The sequence below is a fragment of the Acinetobacter gyllenbergii genome, from assembly GCF_001682515.1.
GTDB lineage: Bacteria > Pseudomonadota > Gammaproteobacteria > Pseudomonadales > Moraxellaceae > Acinetobacter > Acinetobacter gyllenbergii.
On record NZ_KV575268.1, the window covers coordinates 76633 to 97879 of the forward strand.

At 40.4% G+C, this 21247-nt stretch carries 18 protein-coding genes; 13 read left to right on the plus strand and 5 right to left on the minus strand.

The annotated features are described in order from the left end of the window. Nucleotide 1 precedes the first annotated feature (1 nt). Genes NG55_RS16540 through lpxA form a run of 8 tightly spaced genes read left to right on the plus strand, consistent with a single transcriptional unit; the run spans nucleotide 2 to nucleotide 8831 of the window. Nucleotides 2–826: a phosphatidate cytidylyltransferase gene (locus NG55_RS16540; protein WP_004653309.1), complete on the plus strand. Its 825-nt coding sequence runs from the start codon at nucleotides 2–4 to the stop codon at nucleotides 824–826. Continuing rightward, nucleotides 827–2023 (plus strand): 1-deoxy-D-xylulose-5-phosphate reductoisomerase, encoded by a 1197-nt coding sequence (gene ispC / locus NG55_RS16545; protein WP_065343845.1) that lies wholly within the window; start codon nucleotides 827–829, stop codon nucleotides 2021–2023. It abuts the gene before it with no gap. 5 nt (nucleotides 2024–2028) lie between these two features. Further along, on the plus strand, nucleotides 2029–3384 hold the full coding sequence (gene rseP / locus NG55_RS16550; protein ID WP_065343846.1) for an RIP metalloprotease RseP: 1356 nt from the start codon (nucleotides 2029–2031) through the stop codon (nucleotides 3382–3384). 36 nt (nucleotides 3385–3420) lie between these two features. Continuing rightward, nucleotides 3421–5937, plus strand: a complete 2517-nt coding sequence (gene bamA / locus NG55_RS16555) for an outer membrane protein assembly factor BamA (RefSeq protein ID WP_065343847.1) — start codon at nucleotides 3421–3423, stop codon at nucleotides 5935–5937. A 42-nt stretch (nucleotides 5938–5979) separates the two neighbouring features. After that, on the plus strand, nucleotides 5980–6480 hold the full coding sequence (locus NG55_RS16560; protein WP_016540269.1) for an OmpH/Skp family outer membrane protein: 501 nt from the start codon (nucleotides 5980–5982) through the stop codon (nucleotides 6478–6480). Between the two features lie 3 nt (nucleotides 6481–6483). After that, the gene (lpxD, locus tag NG55_RS16565) at nucleotides 6484–7554 is read left to right on the plus strand and encodes a UDP-3-O-(3-hydroxymyristoyl)glucosamine N-acyltransferase (protein ID WP_065343848.1); all 1071 of its coding nucleotides are present in this window, start codon (nucleotides 6484–6486) and stop codon (nucleotides 7552–7554) included. Between the two features lie 6 nt (nucleotides 7555–7560). Beyond that, entirely contained in the window at nucleotides 7561–8046 is a 486-nt protein-coding gene (gene fabZ, locus NG55_RS16570; RefSeq protein WP_004653316.1) for a 3-hydroxyacyl-ACP dehydratase FabZ, read from the plus strand. Beyond that, nucleotides 8043–8831, plus strand: coding sequence for an acyl-ACP--UDP-N-acetylglucosamine O-acyltransferase (gene lpxA, locus NG55_RS16575; protein ID WP_016540266.1), 789 nt, complete (start codon nucleotides 8043–8045; stop codon nucleotides 8829–8831). The genes fabZ and lpxA overlap by 4 nt, the downstream gene beginning before the upstream one ends. A 49-nt stretch (nucleotides 8832–8880) precedes the next feature. Here lpxA and NG55_RS16580 read toward each other — a convergent pair whose 3' ends face one another. Then, nucleotides 8881–9813, minus strand: a complete 933-nt coding sequence (locus tag NG55_RS16580) for an AraC family transcriptional regulator (protein ID WP_032860438.1) — start codon at nucleotides 9811–9813, stop codon at nucleotides 8881–8883. A 189-nt stretch (nucleotides 9814–10002) separates the two neighbouring features. Here NG55_RS16580 and NG55_RS16585 point away from each other — a divergent pair, with 189 nt between their 5' ends. Together NG55_RS16585 and gorA are read left to right on the plus strand one after the other, a co-directional pair. Beyond that, entirely contained in the window at nucleotides 10003–11247 is a 1245-nt protein-coding gene (locus NG55_RS16585) for an alkane 1-monooxygenase (protein WP_065343849.1), read from the plus strand. A 159-nt stretch (nucleotides 11248–11406) separates the two neighbouring features. Beyond that, nucleotides 11407–12759 (plus strand): glutathione-disulfide reductase, encoded by a 1353-nt coding sequence (gene gorA, locus NG55_RS16590; protein WP_065343850.1) that lies wholly within the window; start codon nucleotides 11407–11409, stop codon nucleotides 12757–12759. A gap of 29 nt (nucleotides 12760–12788) precedes the next feature. Here gorA and NG55_RS16595 read toward each other — a convergent pair whose 3' ends face one another. Together NG55_RS16595 and NG55_RS16600 are read right to left on the minus strand one after the other, a co-directional pair. Next, on the minus strand, nucleotides 12789–14138 hold the full coding sequence (locus NG55_RS16595) for an ATP-binding protein (RefSeq protein WP_065343851.1): 1350 nt from the start codon (nucleotides 14136–14138) through the stop codon (nucleotides 12789–12791). Further along, entirely contained in the window at nucleotides 14135–14806 is a 672-nt protein-coding gene (locus NG55_RS16600) for a response regulator (protein ID WP_065343852.1), read from the minus strand. Before NG55_RS16600 ends, NG55_RS16595 begins: the two co-directional genes overlap by 4 nt. A 109-nt stretch (nucleotides 14807–14915) precedes the next feature. Here NG55_RS16600 and dsbD point away from each other — a divergent pair, with 109 nt between their 5' ends. The 3 genes from dsbD to dsbG are packed head-to-tail and all read left to right on the plus strand — an operon-like array spanning nucleotide 14916 to nucleotide 18453. Continuing rightward, nucleotides 14916–16865, plus strand: a complete 1950-nt coding sequence (gene dsbD, locus NG55_RS16605; RefSeq protein WP_065343853.1) for a protein-disulfide reductase DsbD — start codon at nucleotides 14916–14918, stop codon at nucleotides 16863–16865. Continuing rightward, nucleotides 16862–17710: a TlpA disulfide reductase family protein gene (locus tag NG55_RS16610; protein ID WP_065343854.1), complete on the plus strand. Its 849-nt coding sequence runs from the start codon at nucleotides 16862–16864 to the stop codon at nucleotides 17708–17710. Before dsbD ends, NG55_RS16610 begins: the two co-directional genes overlap by 4 nt. Beyond that, on the plus strand, nucleotides 17707–18453 hold the full coding sequence (gene dsbG, locus NG55_RS16615; RefSeq protein WP_065343855.1) for a thiol:disulfide interchange protein DsbG: 747 nt from the start codon (nucleotides 17707–17709) through the stop codon (nucleotides 18451–18453). The genes NG55_RS16610 and dsbG overlap by 4 nt, the downstream gene beginning before the upstream one ends. Nucleotides 18454–18546: 93 nt before the next feature. Here dsbG and NG55_RS16620 read toward each other — a convergent pair whose 3' ends face one another. Next, complete coding sequence (locus tag NG55_RS16620; RefSeq protein WP_016540256.1) at nucleotides 18547–19746, minus strand: acyl-CoA dehydrogenase family protein; 1200 nt, start codon at nucleotides 19744–19746, stop codon at nucleotides 18547–18549. Between the two features lie 15 nt (nucleotides 19747–19761). Beyond that, nucleotides 19762–21048 (minus strand): acyl-CoA dehydrogenase family protein, encoded by a 1287-nt coding sequence (locus NG55_RS16625; RefSeq protein WP_171258000.1) that lies wholly within the window; start codon nucleotides 21046–21048, stop codon nucleotides 19762–19764. Nucleotides 21049–21247: the final 199 nt, after the last annotated feature.

A 21247-nucleotide genomic window follows, 5' to 3' on the forward strand; every position in this document is an offset into this window, starting at 1 on the left:
AATGTTAGAGCGGATTATTACCGCATTGGTGTTAGTTGCTGTTGTTTTAAGTTGCATGTTTGCAACGCAATCACATTATCCAATGTTTATGCTTATGATTTTAGCCGCGGGGGTTGCAGGTTATGAGTGGTTTAAGCTTATGCCTCGTGCAACATCACCGGTATCAAAACCTAAAGCTTGGATTTATGGTGGCGCGGTTGCAGCAGTAGCGACACTGGCATTATTTTTTGATGATGTAGCACTTTTACTCTGGGCTGCCTCTATTCTCACTTGGTTGGGCAGTATCTATTGGGTAAAGAATTTTCCCGAATCTGATAGTTGGTATAATGCATCCTTACATATCGTAGGGTTTATTCTGATTTCTGCTGCAGTCACCGCGCTTTATGCTGTTTGGCATAGTTCACCATGGTGGCTGATGTATTTGTTCCTCCTGGTTTGGGGCGCGGATAGTGGTGCATATTTTGTAGGGCGTAAATTCGGTAAGAAAAAACTTGCACCTTTTGTGAGCCCCAATAAATCTGTTGAAGGTTTATATGGTGGTATCGCGACAACCGTGATTATCATGTTGGTTGTGCAGTATACCTATTTAAATTTAACTGCAATACAGCTTATTCTGTTCTTAATTCTTTCAATTATTACTGTGTTTGCTTCGGTATTGGGCGACTTGTTTGAGTCAATGATTAAACGCCGAGCAGGAATCAAGGATTCTGGCCGTGTTCTGCCTGGACATGGTGGTGTGTTAGATCGTATTGACTCCTTACTTGCCGCTGCACCGATTTTTGCAACAGGTATGTATATATTAAAACTTATTGGTGTAGATCTTTAAATGACTCAAGCTGTTTGTATATTGGGTGTTACGGGTTCAATTGGACAAAGTACTTTAAAAGTATTGGAACAACACCCAGACCAATACACTGTATCTGCAGTCTCTGCATATAGTCGTTTAGATGAACTTTTAGAAATTTGTAAAAAATATCATCCAAAAATTGTTGTTGTGCCAAATGATAAAGCACTTGAGTTACAACAACGCTTCGATCAAGAAAATTTAAAACAGATTGAAATCTTAACCGATGAAACCGGCTTAATCTCAATCGCTGCACATGCTGATGTTGATATCGTTATGGCGGCAATTGTTGGGGCTGCTGGCTTACTTCCTACATTGGCAGCAGTAAAAGCGGGTAAGCGGGTTTTGCTTGCCAATAAAGAAGCACTGGTGATGTCGGGTGACATCATGATGCAGGCAGCTAAAGAGCATCAGGCACTGTTGTTACCTGTAGACTCTGAACACAATGCTATTTTTCAGTCTTTACCGCATGATTATTTAAATGCAGAAAGAACGGGACAGCCTCAATTGGGCGTGTCACAGATTCTACTGACTGCATCTGGTGGTCCTTTTCTAAATCATTCCTTGGAACAGTTGCATGATGTAACGCCACAACAGGCATGTAAACATCCAAACTGGTCAATGGGGCAAAAGATCTCAGTCGACTCTGCAACTTTAATGAATAAAGGCTTAGAATTGATCGAAGCTTGTCATTTGTTTTCAATATCAGAACATTTTGTTACAGTTGTTGTTCACCCACAAAGTATTATTCACTCCATGGTGCAATATGTGGATGGATCAACTTTGGCACAAATGGGTAACCCTGATATGTGTACGCCGATTGCACATGCATTGGCATGGCCAAAACGTTTAGCGACGCATGTTCCTGCATTGAATTTGTTTGAGACAGCTCAATTGAATTTCCAATCGCCTGATCTTGTTAAGTTTCCAGCTTTGGATTTAGCGCGTCAGGCCATGCGTGCAGGTGGTTTAGCACCAACGATTTTAAACGCGGCAAATGAAATTGCAGTTGCCGCTTTTTTGCAGCAAAGAATTCGATTTACTCAGATCACTCAAGTGGTCGAAAATACCTTGCAAACTGTACAAAATGCTAAAGCAGAAAACATAGACATCATTTTACAGACTGATATGATCGCAAGACGAATTGCAGAAAAGTATATTGTGGATATAGGAGGCTAAATCGTATGAATGCACTATTTATGATTGTTGCAGCGATTTTGTTGCTTGGTCCTCTGATCGCAATTCACGAATTTGGTCATTATTGGGTTGCACGTAAACTTGGTGTTAAAGTGCTGGTTTATTCCATCGGCTTTGGTCCAACACTACTGAAATGGCAATCTAAAAAGTCTGGTATCCAATATCAACTTTCGGCTTTACCTCTTGGTGGTTATGTCAAGATGTTGGATGAACGTGAGGGCAATGTTGCTGAGCAAGATTTACCTTATGCGTTTAACCGTCAATCTCCATGGAAACGTATTGCGATTGTTGCTGCGGGCCCATTGATTAACCTGATTTTTGCTGTGTTCTTGTTTTGGATTCTGTTTCTGCCAGCGCAAGATCAACTCAATACCCGTATTGGCAAAGTCATGCCAAATACACCAGCAGCGCAGGTTGATTTACATGTTGGCGATAAGGTGTTGATGGTGGATGGGCAAACAACATCAACATGGGAAAAACTAAATTATGCTTTAGTTAATCGTGTGGGCGAAACTGGACAGGTCTCTATTGTTGTTGATCGTGCAGGGACTGAGAAACAGTTTAGTTTACCGATCAAAGAATTTTTAAAAGATCAGAGTCAATCACCTTTAGATGTATTGGGCTTTTTACCTTATCGTCCAGTCATTCCTGCAACGGTGAAAGAGCTGAGTGCAGATGGTGCTGCAATACGCCAAGGCATGAAAGTGGGAGACCAAATTGTTGCAATTGATAATGTTGCAATGAAAGATTGGTTTGATGTGGTGGATGTGGTGCAAAAATCACCAGAGAAACTTTTAAATATTGATGTGATGCGTCAAGGTCAATTGGTTCATTTACAAGTGATGCCTCAAGGGCAACGCGATAATATGGGCAATACGACGGGAATGCTTGGTGTGAAAAGTGATGCTGGTAAAATCACGATCCCGAATGATTATAAACAAACCATACAGTATTCACCTATCGAAGCGCTGGGTGTTGCATTTGAAAAAACCACACAGCTTTCAGGCATGATTTTTAACTCCATCATTAAAATGGTGCGTGGTTTAATCGGTTTGGATAATTTGTCGGGTCCGATCACAATTGCTAAAGTTGCTGGTCAAAGCGCAGAAATGGGATGGCAAACATTTATCTCATTCATGGCTTTGATGAGTGTGAGTTTGGGGATTCTAAATTTACTGCCGATTCCAATGTTGGATGGTGGACATTTAGTTTATTACTTTATCGAAGCAATTCGTGGTAAACCTGTTTCTGAACAAATACAGATGTTTGGTCTAAAAGTTGGTATGGTACTGCTCGGTAGCATGATGCTTTTGGCTTTATTTAACGACTTCATGCGTTTATAAAAAAACGCAAATGGAATTTAACTTACTGGAAAATATATGGGCATGCGTCACACACATTTATTAATGCCTTTGGCACTGGTTAGTGCGATGGCAGTGGTACAACAAGCATACGCAGCAGATGAGTTTCTTGCACGAGATATACGAATTGATGGCTTAGTGCGTTTAACACCTGCAAGTATCTATTCTATGTTACCAATAAATAGTGGCGATAGAGTCAGTGATCCAATGATTGCTGAGGCAATCCGTACGCTATATGCTTCTGGTTTATTCGATGACATTAAAACATATAAAGAAAATGATGTTTTAGTGTTTAGAGTTGTTGAACGTCCAGTGATTTCAAAGTTGGAATTCAAAGGCAATAAGCTCATTCCGAAAGAAGCCTTGGAACAAGGTTTGAAGAAGATGGGCATTGCTGAAGGTGAGGTATTTAAGAAGTCTGCATTACAGACCATTGAAACTGAGCTAGAACAACAATATACCCAGCAAGGCCGTTATGATGCGGATGTGACGGTTGAAACGGTTGCTCGTCCCAATAACCGTGTTGAGTTAAAGCTGAACTTTAATGAAGGTACAGCGGCTAAAGTATTTGATATCAATATTATTGGTAACACTGTTTTCAGTGATAGCGATATCAAACAAGCCTTTGCGGTGAAAGAAAGTGGTTGGGCTTCCGTTGTAACTCGTAATGACCGCTATGCCCGTGAAAAGATGGCTGCAAGTTTAGAAGCATTACGTGCCCTCTATTTAAATAAAGGTTATATCAACTTTAATATCATCAACTCTCAATTGAACATCAGTGAAGATAAAAAGCATATCTTTATTGAGGTTTCAGTCGATGAAGGTAGTCAATTTAAGTTTGGCGAAACAAAATTCTTAGGTGATGCACTATATAAGCCTGAAGAATTACAAATGCTTAAGCTCTATAAAGATGGCGAAACCTATTCTCAAGAAAGAGTCAACGCAGTTAAACAGCTTTTGCTTCGCAAATATGGTAATGCTGGTTATTATTATGCTGAAGTAAATGTGGTACCTGAAATTAATAACCAAACGGGTATCGTTAACCTAAACTATTATATTAATCCAGGCCAACAAGTCACCGTACGTCGTATTAATTTCACGGGTAATAGCAAAACTGCAGATGAAGTGTTACGTCGTGAAATGCGTCAAATGGAAGGTGCGCTGGCAAGCAATGAGAAGATTGACCTTTCTAAAGTTCGTTTAGAGCGTACGGGTTTCTTCAAGACGGTTGATGTTAAGCCAGTTCGTGTGCCGAACTCGCCTGATGAAGTTGACTTAAATGTCAATGTTGAAGAGCAACACTCTGGTACAACCACATTGGCTGTCGGTTACTCGCAAAATGGTGGTGTAACCTTCCAAGCAGGTTTAAGTCAAACCAACTTTATGGGTACAGGTAATCGTGTTGCGATCGACTTGTCGCGTTCTGAAACACAAGATTATTATAACTTAAGTGTTACTGATCCATACTTTACCATTGATGGTGTAAGCCGTGGTTATAACGTTTACTATCGTAAAACCAAGTTAAATGAAAACTATAACGTTAACAACTATGTAACGGATAGTATTGGTGGTAGCTTGAGTTTTGGTTATCCAATCGATGAAAATCAAAGCTTGAGTGCATCTTTAGGGATTGACCAAACTAAAGTCAGAACGGGACCAAGTGTTTCAACTTATATTCGTGATTATTTGTTAGCAAATGGCGGTAAAGCGACTGGAAGCAGTAGCTATTGTCCAACTGAGTTCTTAGAAACTGATCAAACTACAGGTCAATTAACAGGTAAGTGCCAAGAAGGAAAGCTGATCAATTATGATAATGCTTTCGAAGGTACATTCTTGACTTATAATTTAAACTTGGGTTGGTCATATAACACATTAAACCGTCCGATTTTCCCAACTTCAGGTATGTCACACCGAGTTGGTTTGGAAATTGGTTTACCAGGTAGTGATGTCGACTATCAAAAAATGACCTATGACGCGCAAGCCTTTAAATCACTTTGGGGCGGCTTTGTACTTCGTGGCTACGGTAAGTTAGGTTATGGTAATGATTTACCATTCTATAAGAACTTCTACGCGGGTGGTTATGGTTCAGTACGTGGTTACGATAACAGCTCTTTAGGTCCAAGATATCCAAGTGTGATTTTCCAAGAAACTAAGCAAAATGACCTTGATCCCGAAGAAGTGGGCGGTAATGCTTTAGTTCAATTTGGTACAGAATTAGCACTTCCTTTACCATTTAAAGGGGATTGGACTCGTCAGGTACGCCCAGTACTCTTTGCTGAAGGTGCTCAAGTGTTTGATACTCAGTGTGATGTGCCAAAAGGTAATGTCACAATTGATGGTAAAGAAGTTGATATTAAGCAATATTGTAAAGATAACAACAAGTTAGATTTTGGCAATATGCGTTATAGTGTTGGTGTTGGCTTCACATGGATTACCATGATTGGTCCATTATCACTAAGTTATGCATTCCCGCTGAATGATAAAAAAGGCGATGATACTAAATCTATCCAATTCGAAATCGGTCGTACCTTCTAAGGGCGACCTCGTTTAGCGCTGTAAAATATAAAGGATGTAATAATGAAAAAATTAGCAATGTTGATGTTAGGTTTAGGCTTCACGGTTTCTGCTTCAGTAAATGCAGCTGGCCTTGCTGTGGTCGATTTGGCTAAAGTTGTTGAGAGCAGTACTTATCTGAAACAGCAAAATGCAAGCCTCACTCAGTCAGTCAAACCAACTTCAACTCGTCTTGAGCAATTGGGTAAAGAAATCGAGTCTTTACAGCAAAAAGCACAGACTGAAGGCCAAAAAATGAATCAAGCGGATATTCAGAAGCTGACTGCCCAGTATCAATCAAAGCTTAGTGAATTTAATTCGACTCAACAAGGTTTACAGACTAAAGTTCAGTCAAGTTTACAGGCAATGAATACGACTTTTGAGTCTCGTGTGAAGCAAGCTGCTGAACAATTGCGTAAAGAGAACAACTTAGACTTTATTTTGAATAAAAATTCTACGATTGCCTCTGACGCTCAGTATGATTTAACTGATAAAATGATTCAAAAGGTTAATGCTATTAAATAATCAATGAATAGACGTACTTATCGTTTAGAAGAAATTGCTCACCTTGTTCAAGGTGAGCATTTCGGTGAAAAAGACTTTCAAATTTCTAATTTGGCAAGTTTGGAACATGCGCAAAAACAACATATCTGTTTTGTGAATGGTGAGAAATACTTGGCGCAAGCCGAAGCAAGCCATGCTGGTGTGTACATTGTCACCGCGGCTCTCAAACAACAACTTACAAGTAAACAAAATTTTATTGTTGTTGATAATCCTTATCTGGCTTTTGCCACCTTAACCCATGTATTTGAAAAAAAGATAACTCAACGCGGTATTGAACGTACAGCCCAGATTCATCCTTCAGCAATCATTGCTGATGATGCTTATGTCGGGCACTATGTGGTGATCGGTGAAAATTGTGTGGTGGGGAACAATACCATTATTCAAGCGCATGCATTTCTCGATGATCATGTTGAGATTGGTAAAGATTGCTTTATTGATGCACATGTCACCATTACAGGGGCGGCTAAACTAAAAGATCGTGTTCGTATTCATGCGAATACTGTGATTGGGTCAGAAGGTTTTGGTTTTGCGCCTTATCAGGGCAAGTGGCATCGTATTGCTCAATTGGGTTCAGTTCGTATTGGAAATGATGTTCGAATTGGTTCAAATTGTAGTATTGACCGTGGCGCATTGGACGATACGATTTTGGCTGATGGTGTCATTATTGATAACCTTGTGCAAATTGCTCACAATGTCCAAATTGGAGAGAACACTGCGATTGCTGCAAATTGCGGAATTGCAGGAAGTGCGAAAATTGGCAAAAACTGTATCATGGGTGGCGCATCAGGCGTGGTTGGACACCTTGAAATTACTGATAATGTCACACTTACAGCAATGTCAATGGTCACAAAAAATATTTCTGAGCCAGGAACGTATTCTTCTGGGATGGGTTTGTTTGAAAATAGTCATTGGAAAAAGACAATTGTCCGTCTGAGACAATTAGCAGATGTGCCATTGACCCAAATCACTAAAAGGCTTGATCATATGCAAGCTCAATTAGAGTCCCTTGAATCAACCTTTAAGTTACGTAAATAATTTATTATGACTGAGTCTACATCTCCAGCATTTACAATGCCTGAATTACCCATGGATATTCTTACGATTCGTGAATATTTACCGCATCGTTATCCATTTTTATTAGTCGATCGTGTTACAGAAGTAACTGAGAATAGTATTGTCGGTTATAAAAACGTCTCGATTAATGAAGAGTTTTTACAAGGGCATTTTCCAACTTATCCAATTATGCCGGGTGTGCTGATCATTGAAGCCCTAGCACAAGTTTCTGGTATATTGGGTTTTGTACTTACCAATCAAAAGCCAAAAGCAGGTTCTTTGTTCCTTTTTGCGGGTGCTGAGAAAATCAGATTTAAAAAACAAGTTGTTGCGGGTGACCAGCTTATCTTAAAATCTGAACTTGTGATGCAAAAACGTGGCATTTACAAGTACAATTGTACCGCTAGTGTTGATGGCAAGGTTGCCGCGACAGCAGAGATTATTATTTCCCACCAGAAAATAGAGCAGACATGAGTAGTCAAAATTTAATACATCCTACAGCAATTATTGACCCGTCTGCAGAAATCGCTTCTGATGTACAAATTGGTCCTTATTGTATTGTAGGTCCAAATGTAAGTATTGACTCTGGTACAAAATTACATTCACATGTTGTTATTGGTGGTTTTACGCGAATTGGTAAAAATAATGATATTTTCCAATTCTCGAGTATTGGTGAAATTTGCCAAGATTTAAAATATCAAGGCGAAGAAACTTGGCTAGAAATTGGCGATCATAATTCGATTCGTGAGCATTGTACCTTGCATCGCGGTACCGTTCAGGATCATAGTTTGACCAAGATTGGTAGCCATAACTTATTAATGGTGAATACACATATTGCACATGACTGTGTTATTGGGAACCATAATATTTTTGCAAATAATGTCGGTGTGGCTGGGCATGTTCATGTTGGCGACCACGTGATTGTTGGTGGAAATGCTGGTATTCATCAATTCTGTAAGATTGACTCTTATAGCATGATCGGCGGAGCTGCTTTAATTCTTAAAGATGTACCTGCTTATATTATGGCTTCTGGTAATCCTGCACGTGCCTTTGGTATGAATATCGAAGGAATGCGTCGTAAGGGCTGGTCTAGAGATACCATTCAAGGTTTAAGAGAAGCGTATAAGCTGATCTATAAATCTGGTCTAACGACAGAACAGGCAATTGAACAAATTCGTAATGAAATTCTAGTAAAAACACCTGAAGCGCAACTGTTTATTGATTCTTTAGAACAATCAACACGCGGTATTGTGCGTTAATAACTGAACAGAAAAGAAAAAAGACACCGCGGTGTCTTTTTTTATAACTTTAACTTTCTTGTTCAATAAACTGCTGACGATATTGCTTCGGAGAGTGTTCAAAGGTTCGCTTGAATGCCTGACTAAACGCTGTTTCTGAAGAATAGCCAACTTTATTGGCAATTTGCTGTACAGAATAATTACTTTTACGTAGATACTGGCTGGCTAAACGCATACGATGCTGTTGTAAGTAGGCGAGAGGAGACTCACCAATTACTTCATGGAAGAGGCTGGCAAACTTTGAGCGTGACATACAGCATTGTTCTGCCAATGATTCAACTGTCCAAGCATCTTCAGGATGATTATGGATTGCAGCAAGGCTATTACTCAGTTCAGGATGGTTGAGTGCACTGAGCCAACCATGTTGAGTCGAGATCTGTTGGATATGATCTCGAATACATTTGATCAATAAGATATTCACCAGATGATCAATAATAATATCGCGACCTGCTTGGATATTTTGGGTTTCTAGAGCTAAAAAATGCAAGCCGATTTGTAACCATTCAGGTGCATTGGTATCTCCATGTTGAAGATGGATAATAGATGGTAAAGCCTGAATAAAAGGCTTGGCCATAATGGTGTCAATTTGGCAACGTATTGTTAGAATCAGATTTTTTTCGGATGAGTGTGTACCGAACTCAATAGCATCTTCTTTATGACCATTGAAAAACTTTGAAATATCAACAGCATCAACCAGTTTGGTAATCGCATTATCTGCACCTGTATGTGCTTTGCCAGATGGAATAACCACAATTTCACCAGCATGTGCAGTTAAACTATTGTGCGCGTCAATTTGAATAAAAACAGAACCAACTAAAACAATATGAACAATTAAGGCGGTTTGATCTTGGCAGATAAAACTCCATTCTCCTTGAGTTTTCAAGTAGAGATATTCAGTGTGATTTAAATGAATATCAGCAAATATTTTACTTAAAGCATCCATATGATTTTTTAACGATGTATTCATTTAAATTATAGAGAGCTGTGCTAATAACTCAATATGTGTTTTTAGGACAAAAACAGGGTGGATGATGCCAAAGACTTTGACATAGCTTTTTTGGACGCTTGCAACTGTCATGAAAGCCATAATTCTTGAAAATATGTATATATATACAAAGACATGGATATGATGATGAATGCGCCAGTAAATGTTGAACAAGAACTTACGCCAGTAAGCATTCCAAAGTCAAAAACGGAGTTGGATCGTAAACGTTATTTATGGGCCATTAGCCCAGCTTTACCTGTAATCGGAATTGGGATTTTAGCAGGTTATCAATTTGCGCCGCGCCCATTGAAAAAAATCTTCGCTTTAGGTGGCCCAATCGTTTTACACATCGTCATTCCGACGATTGATACCATTATTGGTAAAGATGCCAATAACCCAACCGATGAAGATATTCGACTTCTTGAGAAAGATCCTTACTATTCGCGTTTGGTGAAAAGCTTTATTCCATTGCAATATGCAGCTAATGTGTATGCATGTTATTTAACCAGTCGTAAAGAGACATCGTTTCTTGATAAGATTTTTCTTGGTATCTCAATGGGTGCCATCAACGGAATTGCGATCAACACTGCACATGAGTTGAGTCATAAACATGATCGTATTGACCATATTTTGTCGCATTTAGCCCTCGTGCCAACAGGTTATAATCATTTCCGAATTGAACATCCTTATGGCCACCATAAACGTGCTGCGACACCTGAAGATCCAGCATCTTCACAAATGGGTGAAACATTCTACGAGTTCTGGCCACGTACCGTGATTGGTTCTTTTAAATCAGCCATTGAGATTGAAACCAATCGTTTAAAACGTAAAGGTAAAGAATTTTGGTCAACTGAAAATGAACTCTTGCAAGGTTGGGGCATGAGTGCAGCTTTTCATGCATCGATGGTCGGTTTATTTGGTAAAGGCGTTATTCCTTATTTAGCGACTCAAGCATTCTATGGCATTAGCTTGTTTGAGATTATTAACTATATCGAACACTATGGTTTAAAACGTCAGAAAGATAAGAATGGTAAGTATGAGCGGACCATGCCAGAACATAGCTGGAACAATAATAATATTGTGACTAACTTATTCTTGTATCAATTACAGCGTCACTCTGATCATCACGCTTATCCGACACGTCCGTTCCAAGCATTACGTCATTTTGATGAAGCGCCTGAATTGCCAAGTGGTTATGCCAGTATGTTACTACCTGCTTTGATTCCACCACTATGGTCAAAAATGATGGATAAGCGTGTCTTTGATCACTACAAAGGTGATTTGAATAAAGCCAATATTTTCCCAAAACGTCGTGCAAAACTGTTTAAGAAATTTGGTGTAGTCGATCAATCTTTGCAGCAGGCTCAGATTGAAGCCGTGACTGCCGAATAATTCAAGAAGCCTCCCAAAAGTAAGGCACTGATGAGTCATCATCAGTGCCTTTTTATTTTCTTGTATTAAAACTTTAACCAAGTAAGGATTTTAAATTTTCTTGCTGTATACCTATGTATAACTTAAAAATAATCTTGTAATCAATTTTATGAGGCGATGATGACAAAACATTATGATTATATTGCAATAGGTGGTGGTAGCGGCGGAATTGCATCGGTTAATCGTGCGGCAATGTATGGCAAAAAATGCGCATTGATCGAAAAAGCAGAGATTGGTGGAACATGTGTCAATGTAGGCTGTGTTCCTAAAAAAGTCATGTGGTATGCAGCTCATGTAGCTGAGTCAATTCAAAAGTATGGGCCTGATTATGGCTTTAACAGTAAAGTTGAGTCATTTGATTGGCAGGTTTTGATCAAGAATCGGCAGGCCTATATTGATCGAATTCATCAATCTTATCAAAATAGCCTAAGCAAGAATAATGTTGATCTTATTCAGGGATCTGCTTATTTTATTGATAAAAATACCATTGAAGTCAACGGTGAGCGATTCACAGCGGATCATATCTTAATTGCAACAGGGACACAGCCTTCATTACCTGATATAGAAGGTGTTAAATATGGGATTGACTCAAATGGTTTCTTTGAACTGACTGCTTTACCAAAAACCACAGCCGTGATTGGTTCAGGTTATATTGCGGTTGAGCTAGCGGGTGTGCTGAACGCTTTAGGTTCTCAGGTTGGATTGTTTATTCGTAAAGATTTACCTGTAAGACGTTTTGATTCGTTTTTAAGTGAAACTTTGGTTGAGGTCATGCAAGCCGATGGCATCACTGTACATACCCAAGCCGTACCTGAAAAAGTCACAAAAAATGTGGATGGTTCCGTGGTACTGCATTTAGAAAATGGTGAAAGCCATAGTGTAGATTGTCTGATCTGGGCAACGGGTCGAGAACCCAATACTGCACGTTTAAACTTGGACAAAGCGAATGTTCAGCTTGATGATCGTGGTTATATTCAAGTCGATAAATTCCAGAATACCTCACAAACAGGCATTTATGCTGTCGGGGATATTACAGGGAAAAAGGAGCTGACACCCGTAGCCGTCGCCGCTGGACGTAGACTGTCTGAACGACTCTTCAATCAGAAAGCAGATGAGCATTTAGACTACGACAATATTCCAACCGTTGTGTTTAGCCATCCACCGATTGGAACGGTGGGGATCACTGAGAAAGAGGCAATTGAACAATATGGTCAGCAAGCGGTCAAAGTCTATAACTCCGCATTCACTGCCATGTATAGTGCCATTACCCAACATCGCCAACCGACCAAAATGAAATTGGTTTGTGTCGGTGAGGAGGAAAAAATTGTGGGTATCCATGGCATAGGTTTTGGGATGGATGAAATTTTACAAGGTTTTGCTGTTGCCTTAAAAATGGGGGCAACCAAGAAAGACTTTGATAATACGGTTGCGATCCATCCAACCTCGGCAGAAGAGTTTGTCACCATGCGCTAGTGTCTTATTTGTGTGGTCATTTCGCTCTCTTATAATTGAGAAATGACCACTTTAAGACCATTGGGGGAATTTTGGCTGAACCTGATTGTGAAGCCATGTTTTTCCAATAGCAACTTTACCAATGCTAACCCGAGTCCATGACCGTTGTTGTGTGCAGATTTACGCCAAAATCGTTGTGTAAGTAAACTAAGATCATGGTCATTTAAACCATGACCTGTATCACTAATCACTAAATCATGTGTTTGCATATAGATTTGAATTGGGGCTTGCGCGTGTAAATACGCATTTTCAATTAAATTTTTAAGCACAATCTTGAGAGCTTCATCAGGGAGTTGCAGTAAAGATAAACTGTTCCAGTCAACCTCTAATTGTTGTGGTAGGTCGTGATATTTTTGCTTGAGTTCATTGATCACCTGTTTGAGGCTAATGGTAACATCGACTCTATTCAGCTCTGGTTGAACAAGTGTCTCTGTTTTACTTAACAAGAGTAATTGTTCCAAAAGTTGTTCATATCGCTGGATGCTGAATTCTGCTTGTTCTAAATTATTCAGCAGCTTTTGCTGATCTTGCCGAGATTGCATCAGCATCAATTTACTTAACTGCACATGGGTTTTAATGGCAGTGAGTGGACTACGTAGTTCATGTGCAGCAAATGCACTAAAGCTTTTTTCATTTTCCAGGCTCTGATGCAAGTTGTGTACAAGCGCGAATATGCTGTCTACAAAGGGTTGAATTTCTTTTGGGATATTTTCAGTGTTTAAATCGAGTAGATCGGTTGCCGCTGAGGAATGTTGGTCTTGTTGTTTTCTCAGGCGTTGTGCAATGTGATCCAGTGGCAGAAACTCGACACGAATAATCCATAAGATTAGAAGAATGCATAGAATTAAAGTAATGATTAAAGGCATCAGCACAGATTGTAAAATTTGTTTGAGCAAGGAGTAGCGTAGTTGTAATTTTTCCGCAGTGACGACCCGTATTTGGCCCTTTTGCAGGACATAACTACGCCAATCAATGCCATTTTCCTGCCAAGTACTAAAGCCTGCTTTTCTGCTGGTTAAACTGGGTGAACCTTGGGTTCTTACTAAAACTTGTTGGTCTTCTGCAGGGTCATAACTCGAAAGTGAAACCTCACAGACGATTAAATTTTGCGGATTATGTTTTTGTTGTACGGAATCCAAGCTATTCATGATTTGATCAACGGGGAGTTGTTGAATTAAATGGGCAACCATTAATGCTGAAGCTGAAAGCCGCTCATCTAAGGTCTGTTGTAGGCGTTTTTCCAGATCGACATAAAGCCAATAAAATACCAAAGACCACAGCAGAATAAATACAAAGCAAATCGTGGTGACTAATCGCCATTTTAAACTGTAATTTTTCATATGCTTTGCTCAGGCACTTTGAACAGATAACCTACACCCCGAATGGTTTGAATGATGTCTGGGTGAATTTTTTGCCTTAAATGGTAAATATGGACATTAATTGCATTACTTTCGATACTGTCCTGAAAACCATAAACTTTATCAATGAGATGCTCATTTTTAAGGATCTGGTTTGGGTAGAGCATAAACGTTTCAAGCAAGCTGTATTCACGGCGAGAGAGGTTGAGCAATTGATCTTGGTAATAGGCTTGTTGCGTATCTTGATGCAGTTTTAAATCGCCTATCTGTAAGATGTTTGAGGAATAGCCGCGGTTTCGTCTCGCCAAAGCATGGACTCTGGCAATCAAAATAGGCAAATCAAAAGGTTTGGTCAGATAGTCATCCGCGCCTGTATTGAGGGCTTCAACACATTGCTGCGTTTGATTACGTGCTGTAAGAACAAGGACTGGTACGTGTAAACCCTCTTTTCGCCATGTCTGTAAGAGTTCCAATCCATCTTGGTCGGGTAAGCCCAAATCCAATAAACATAAATCCACCGCGCTGTTTCGAATAAAATAATCCGCAGCTTTGGCAGTATTGACATGTTCAACCGAAATATTTAGATAATCCAGTGCGGCGACAATCCCTTGTGCGATATAGGGATCATCTTCAACAAGTACGACAAACATGGCTTTTCCTCAATCAGTGTACTCATTTTACAAACAAATACAGCTGTTAATGTTCTCTTAATTTTGTCTATTTGATAATGCCTGCATATTGAATTTTAGACCTATTGTTATGCGATTTCATTTTTTAACCGCTCTATTTCTTGGGCTAAGTAGTGGCACATGGGCTGCTTCAGACTTTCTGCCGCCAGATCAAGCATTTAAATTTGAAGCCAGTTCTATTTCTAAAGATACTGCAGAATTAAAATGGGACATTGTCCCCAAATATTATCTCTATCATGATCAATTCAAAGTCATTGCGAATGGGAAAAATATTCACTTAAATTTGCCGAAAGGACAGCAAAAAGATGACCCTACCTTTGGCCTAACCGATGTCCACTACAATAACGTGACTGCGGAATTTAAGGTACAGCCGAATCAACAATACCAGATTCAATGGCAAGGCTGTGCCGATGACGGGCTTTGTTATCCTGTACAACGAATGACGATTCAGACGGACGACACTGGTTTGTTACCACAGACTAAGCCCGTATCTTCTCAAACCAATTTGGCACTTTTAGCGCAAACACTGCAAAAGACCACACCAGATTCAGTTCTGCGCGATGAGCCTGCAAAAACAGCACCAATCGCACCGAAAGCAGTACCAGCCCTTACTGATGCTGAAAATGTTCAGCAAAAGGCTGAGCTGTCGGATGCAGACCAGATTGAAAATGTCATAGAGAATGACAGCAATAACAGCGTTGTTTCAGCAGTGCAATCGAGTTCTCTTGCTCAATCGACATCTGAGCAAAATTTCAAACGGGACTGGAATAATGATCAGTTTTTTCTGCATTTATTGTCTAGCCAAACCGTCTGGATCAATATCATTGTTTTCTTGGGGCTTGGTATCTTATTGGCATTTTTACCGTGTTCCTTGCCTTTAATTCCAATTCTTTCAGGAATTTTAGTTCAGCAGAAGAAAGGACACCGCGCTGCATTAATTGCGATCACTTTCGTAGTCAGTATGGCATTGGTCTATGCGTTGATGGGGTTGGTGGTGGCTCAGCTTGGCTTTAATATTCAGCGCTGGTTTCAAAACCCAGTTTTCATCAGCCTATTTGTACTGATGTTTATTGTGTTTGCATTGAACCTGTTTGGTCTTTATCAACTATCTTTACCTCAGGCCTTATTACAACGTCTAGATCGGCTGCAACAATCACAGAAGGGTGGAACCTTTATTGGTGCGGGTGTGATGGGGGCAGTATCTGCTTTAATCGTGGGCCCATGTATGAGTGCGCCACTTGCAGGCGCTTTACTTTATGTTTCACAACTTGAACATGGCTGGTTAGGTGGGCTTTACTTATTCTTGATGGGTCTGGGAATCGGAATTCCTTTGTTTATTGCCAGTGTATTTGGGGCAAAGTATTTACCTAAACCTGGATTATGGATGGAGCGATTAAAATTTAGCTTTGGTTTTGTAATGCTGGCAATGGCGATTTATTTTGCTCGTCCATTACTGGGAAATGCAATCTATCATTCTGCTTTTGCCATTGTACTGTTTGTCGCTGCAGGATACTTAATCACAATTCTGCGACACATCATGAAATTAACGCATCGACTGTTGATACTTGCTGTGATTGGTGTTGTGGCTGCAACAGGCACATGGCACGCACATCTTGCACTATCATCTTTGAGTCAACAACAGGTGTCCAGCTTACATCAATGGATTGTGGTGAGAAATCAACAAGAGTTACAGCAAGCCTTGTCAGCTCATCCTGATCAGCCAGTTCTAATCGATGTTTATGCAGATTGGTGTGTTGCTTGTCAGCCGATTGAACGTCAAGTGATTCCATCGGTAGAGGTACAAGCCGCCATTGCCAATGTTGTCAGAATTAAATTGGATTTAACCCATTATGAAGCGTCTCAAGACCTAATTTTAAAGCAACGTCAAATTTTAGGGCCGCCAACAGTTTTATTCCTAAATGAACAGCATGAGGAACAGCGAAATTTACGTTTAACCGGCACATTTACTGCCCATCAGTTGGTTCAGAATGTTAAGCAACTGTCTGGAGTGCAACCATGATGATGTCTTCAGAGGCACTACATATCGGTGGGTTTATAGTGCCATGGTCATTACTGAGTATTTTACTGGGATGGTTCGCTGTATATTTATGGGGAATGTACCTCAGTCGAAAGAATCAATGGTCTGAAAATGCTTGGCAGCACTATAAAGATTCGCTTTGGTCAGCTGTATTGATTGGGTTGATTGCGGCAAGAGCCGTTTTCGTACTGATACATGCGGATGCCTACTTTTCACATCCGATTGATATTATCAAGATTCAGGATAAAGGCTTTAGCCCCTTTGCGGGCATGATGGCTGCCGCTGCGTGGTTTATTTGGAAAAATCGCGCTTTAAAGTACAAGATGCTAGGCAGTAGTTTACTGGTCTTTATTGCGGTACAACTTGCAAATCTAGCCTTACTTAAGCCTTTTCAAGTCCAAGCTGAATATCCAGCACTTAGCTTTAATAACTTGCAACAGCAACCACAGGCTTTAACCCAATTTATTGGGCAACCTACTGTGATTAATTTGTGGGCAAGCTGGTGTCCGCCGTGTCATCGAGAAATGCCTGTGTTGTACCAAGCACAACAAGATTATCCAAATATCCATTTTGTCATGCTCAATCAAGGTGAAACCACGGATGTCATTAAAAATTATCTCAGCCAGCACCAGTTCAATTTTAAAAACGTTTTAGCCGATCCAAATGGCGAAATGGCACAACAAATGAAGATGTATGGTATGCCCAGTACTTTATTTTTCAATGCTCAGGGGCAACTCGTGGAGCGGCATATGGGAGAACTTAGTCCTGCAATGCTGAAACAATATCTGCAAAAAATTACTCAACTACGTGAGGTGTCTTCTCAATGAACCTGAATCTTAAACGTTTAGCTGTTGTTGCTCTCGCATGCTCTACAGCTCAAGGATTTGCTGCAGTCCCGACCATCAAACAGAAACTGGAAAAAGACGGATTTAGCTTTGTTAAACAAATTGAAGCACCCGCGCAAATGACAGGCTGGGCTGGGCATATGCAACAAAATCCAATGACGGTTTTTATTTCGAATGACAATAAATATTATATCGTTGGGGATTTGCACAATGCTAAGGGGGATAACTTAACCGTTGATGCGCTGAATACGCATGTCAAACAATCGGTTTTGGATGATGTTTGGAAAAGTCTGGAAAAATCGGCTTGGATTCAGGATGGTAATGTCAAAGCACCACGGATTATTTATGTCTTCTCTGATCCAAATTGTCCATATTGTCATACATTTTGGGAAAAGGCTCGTCCTTATGTCAAAGCAGGCAAGGTGCAACTGCGCCATATCCAAGTCGGGGTGATCCGTGCGGAAAGCCGAGGACAGGCTGCCACGCTTCTGGCTGCATCCAATCCACAGCAGGTTTTTGAAGCATTTAATGCGGCGAAAGGGAAACAAAAATTGAAAGAATTAAAACCGATTCCAGCGCATCTTGCAGAAAAATTGGAATCGAATGAAGAAATGATGAATAAATATGGTTTTTATGCCACACCAGCTTTAGTCTGGAAAAATAGTCAAGGTCAAATGGAAACAGCACAGGGCTTACCTAAGGATTTAAAACATGTTTTTGAATAAAATCGATGAATAGAAATGCCGATTTATATGGCGATACATCAAATAAAAAGGACGTTATGAAAACGTCCTTTTTAGGTTGTTGCCGATTCAAAATTATTTTAGTTCACTTGATGATTTACCCAATTCACGGCGGGCAATGATCAATTGCTGAATCTGTTGCGTACCTTCAAAAATATCCAGAATTTTTGAGTCACGCGCCCATTTTTCCAATAATTCATCTTCAGCATAGCCAACACTTGCTGCTAACTCGACACATTTGAGCGTGATTTCGTTACCCACACGACCCGCTTTGGCTTTTGCAATCGAAGCCTCTTTCGAATTTGGCTTTTTATTGTCTGCCATCCAGGTTGCTTTAATCATTAATAATCGTGCAGCTTCCCACTCAGCTTCCATACGATAGATTTGCGCTGCTAGATTTGAGGTCTGTAAGTAGGGCGTGGTGTAGTCTGGATCAAGCTGATCTTTGAAAATCTCTTTGATGCGTTCTAAGGATGCTTTGGCACAACCAACGGCCATGGCTGCAACCAGTGGACGGGTATTATCAAAGGTTTCCATTACACCTGCGAAGCCTTTAGCCACATCAATTTCAGGGTTTCCCAATAAATTAGCAGCGGGCACACGGCAGTCGATAAAGCTGATTACCGCGGTATCTGAGGCTTTAATGCCCAGTTTGTGTTCAAGACGCTCAACTTTCATGCCTGCTGTGCCTTTTGGTACCACAAAAGACTTGATCGCAGCACGACCTAATTTTTTATCCAAGGTTGCCCAGACCACAACCGAATCAGCACGGTCACCCGAAGTGACAAAGATTTTTTCGCCATTCAGGATATAATCATCGCCATCTTTGGTTGCTGTGGTGCGAATCGCAGCTGAATCTGAACCACAACCTGGCTCGGTAATTGCCATGGCTGCCCAAGTGCCTTTGAAGCGTTCCAGCTGTTCATCATTGGCGACTGCTGCAATCGCAGAGTTGCCCAGACCTTGGCGGGGCATACTCAATAATAGACCCGTATCGCCATAACACATTTCAATGATGCCGAGTGCCGCAGACATATTGCCGCCGTTTACAACAGCGTCCAGATTAGCTGTTCCACGTTTACTGGCATTAGCAGCACCAACACCTTCGCCACTTTCATTCATGCCATCCAGTAAAGCCGCAAGCATATCCAGCTCTTTGGGATAGGCATGTTCAGCTTTATCGTATTTACGTGAAATCGGACGGAGTACATTGAGTGCAGTTTCGTGTGCCTGATCAACCAGCATTTTGAATTTTTTCGGATTTTGTAAATTCATTATTGTTCTCCAAAATTAAGCATGTAAGCCAGAATGCAAGATTGCAGTCGCACGAAGATCACGATACCAGCGCTCAACAGGATGTTCTTTGGTAAAGCCATGACCGCCAAGAATCTGAACGCCATCTGTGCCCATTTTCATTGATTTTTCAGCGCAGAGCAGGCGAGCAAGATAGGCTTCACGATGGAACGGTTTGCCAGCTTCTGCCAAACTTGCTGCGTTAAGAACCAACATACGCATTGCATCAATTTCAATCGCCATATCTGCAATCATGAATGCAACACTTTGACGGTGAGAAATGGGTTCTCCGAAGGCAGTACGTTCATTGGCATACTTGATACAGTAGGTTTTGATTGCTTCACAAGTCCCAATCGCCATCGCACACCACATCAAATTACCTAGATCGACAAAAGCGGTGTAATCAAAATCAGCATCCCCTAAGCGTAAGGCTGGCGTTTGATTAAATTGAAGAGTCGCCGTTTCAGCAGCTTTTAAACCCATTGCAGGGTTGGCTTTGACGGCAATCGTTTCATTGGATTGCACCACGAAAATATCAGGTTGACCGTTAAACTCCGCACTGACCAAGAACACATCGGCAATATCACCTAAAAGCACTAAGCTCTTTTCACCCGTAATATAGAATTGTCCATTGGCTTCAGATGCCGTGGTTTTTAACTGGTATGGGTTAAAAGCAGGGGTTGCCTCCTGAAAGGCAAAAGTCGCCGTAACATCAGTATCTTCTGCAAACACAGGTAAGTACATGGATTGAACTTGAGTTGAGCCCCAACGGGTTATTGCATTGATGACACTAAAGGTACTCAGCAAACCTGCAGTCAGACTGAAATCACCCTTCGCCAAGCTTTCTGCAATCAGAATATTACTCACAATATTCTGTTCTGCTGCCACACCACCCAATGCCTCTGGCAAAGCATAATAGTTGAGCCCCAAATCAACCAAATGTTGCCACAGTTCTTCTGGGAATTGTGCATGATGATCTGCATCATGTGCCAATGTGTAGAGCACTTCTTCAGCAAATTGTGACATAGCATCAACCGTCATTTGCTGTTCTTCAGTCAGACTAAGATCAAACAGATTTTTGTTGCTCTGATTTGGAAGACGCTGTTTATCGATTGGTTGTGGCTTAAATGCTTTTTGTGTTTTATTGAGTACTTTAAAACCTGTTTTTGAACCCTGATATAATGATTTCTCTACAAATTTTCTTAATTTGAGTTGATCAAGCATTTCGCTTCCTGCGAGTTTGGTGATCAAAGATAGCCCAAGACCTTGAGCCTTATTCATCATATTCGACATGATTTTATCCTAGAGGATGGTTGTAAATTTATGCTGACATGCTCCTACTCAAAAAACTATGTCTTGTGTGACATGCCGATTGGAGAAAGATAAAGGGTGAAATAGCCGTTTATTGTTTTTTATCGTATTGTTTTTTAAGTATTAAAAAAAATATGGGCGGAATTGTTTTTTTTAAAATTGACCAAAATGA

Coding starts and splice junctions, on each gene's coding strand:
- NG55_RS16540 (WP_004653309.1), top strand. CDS start 2: ATGTTAGAGCGGATTATTACCGCATTGGTGTTAGTTGCTGTTGTTTTA.
- ispC (WP_065343845.1), top strand. CDS start 827: ATGACTCAAGCTGTTTGTATATTGGGTGTTACGGGTTCAATTGGACAA.
- rseP (WP_065343846.1), top strand. CDS start 2,029: ATGAATGCACTATTTATGATTGTTGCAGCGATTTTGTTGCTTGGTCCT.
- bamA (WP_065343847.1), top strand. CDS start 3,421: ATGGGCATGCGTCACACACATTTATTAATGCCTTTGGCACTGGTTAGT.
- NG55_RS16560 (WP_016540269.1), top strand. CDS start 5,980: ATGAAAAAATTAGCAATGTTGATGTTAGGTTTAGGCTTCACGGTTTCT.
- lpxD (WP_065343848.1), top strand. CDS start 6,484: ATGAATAGACGTACTTATCGTTTAGAAGAAATTGCTCACCTTGTTCAA.
- fabZ (WP_004653316.1), top strand. CDS start 7,561: ATGACTGAGTCTACATCTCCAGCATTTACAATGCCTGAATTACCCATG.
- lpxA (WP_016540266.1), top strand. CDS start 8,043: ATGAGTAGTCAAAATTTAATACATCCTACAGCAATTATTGACCCGTCT.
- NG55_RS16580 (WP_032860438.1), bottom strand. CDS start 9,813: ATGGATGCTTTAAGTAAAATATTTGCTGATATTCATTTAAATCACACT.
- NG55_RS16585 (WP_065343849.1), top strand. CDS start 10,003: ATGAATGCGCCAGTAAATGTTGAACAAGAACTTACGCCAGTAAGCATT.
- gorA (WP_065343850.1), top strand. CDS start 11,407: ATGACAAAACATTATGATTATATTGCAATAGGTGGTGGTAGCGGCGGA.
- NG55_RS16595 (WP_065343851.1), bottom strand. CDS start 14,138: ATGAAAAATTACAGTTTAAAATGGCGATTAGTCACCACGATTTGCTTT.
- NG55_RS16600 (WP_065343852.1), bottom strand. CDS start 14,806: ATGTTTGTCGTACTTGTTGAAGATGATCCCTATATCGCACAAGGGATT.
- dsbD (WP_065343853.1), top strand. CDS start 14,916: ATGCGATTTCATTTTTTAACCGCTCTATTTCTTGGGCTAAGTAGTGGC.
- NG55_RS16610 (WP_065343854.1), top strand. CDS start 16,862: ATGATGATGTCTTCAGAGGCACTACATATCGGTGGGTTTATAGTGCCA.
- dsbG (WP_065343855.1), top strand. CDS start 17,707: ATGAACCTGAATCTTAAACGTTTAGCTGTTGTTGCTCTCGCATGCTCT.
- NG55_RS16620 (WP_016540256.1), bottom strand. CDS start 19,746: ATGAATTTACAAAATCCGAAAAAATTCAAAATGCTGGTTGATCAGGCA.
- NG55_RS16625 (WP_171258000.1), bottom strand. CDS start 21,048: ATGATGAATAAGGCTCAAGGTCTTGGGCTATCTTTGATCACCAAACTC.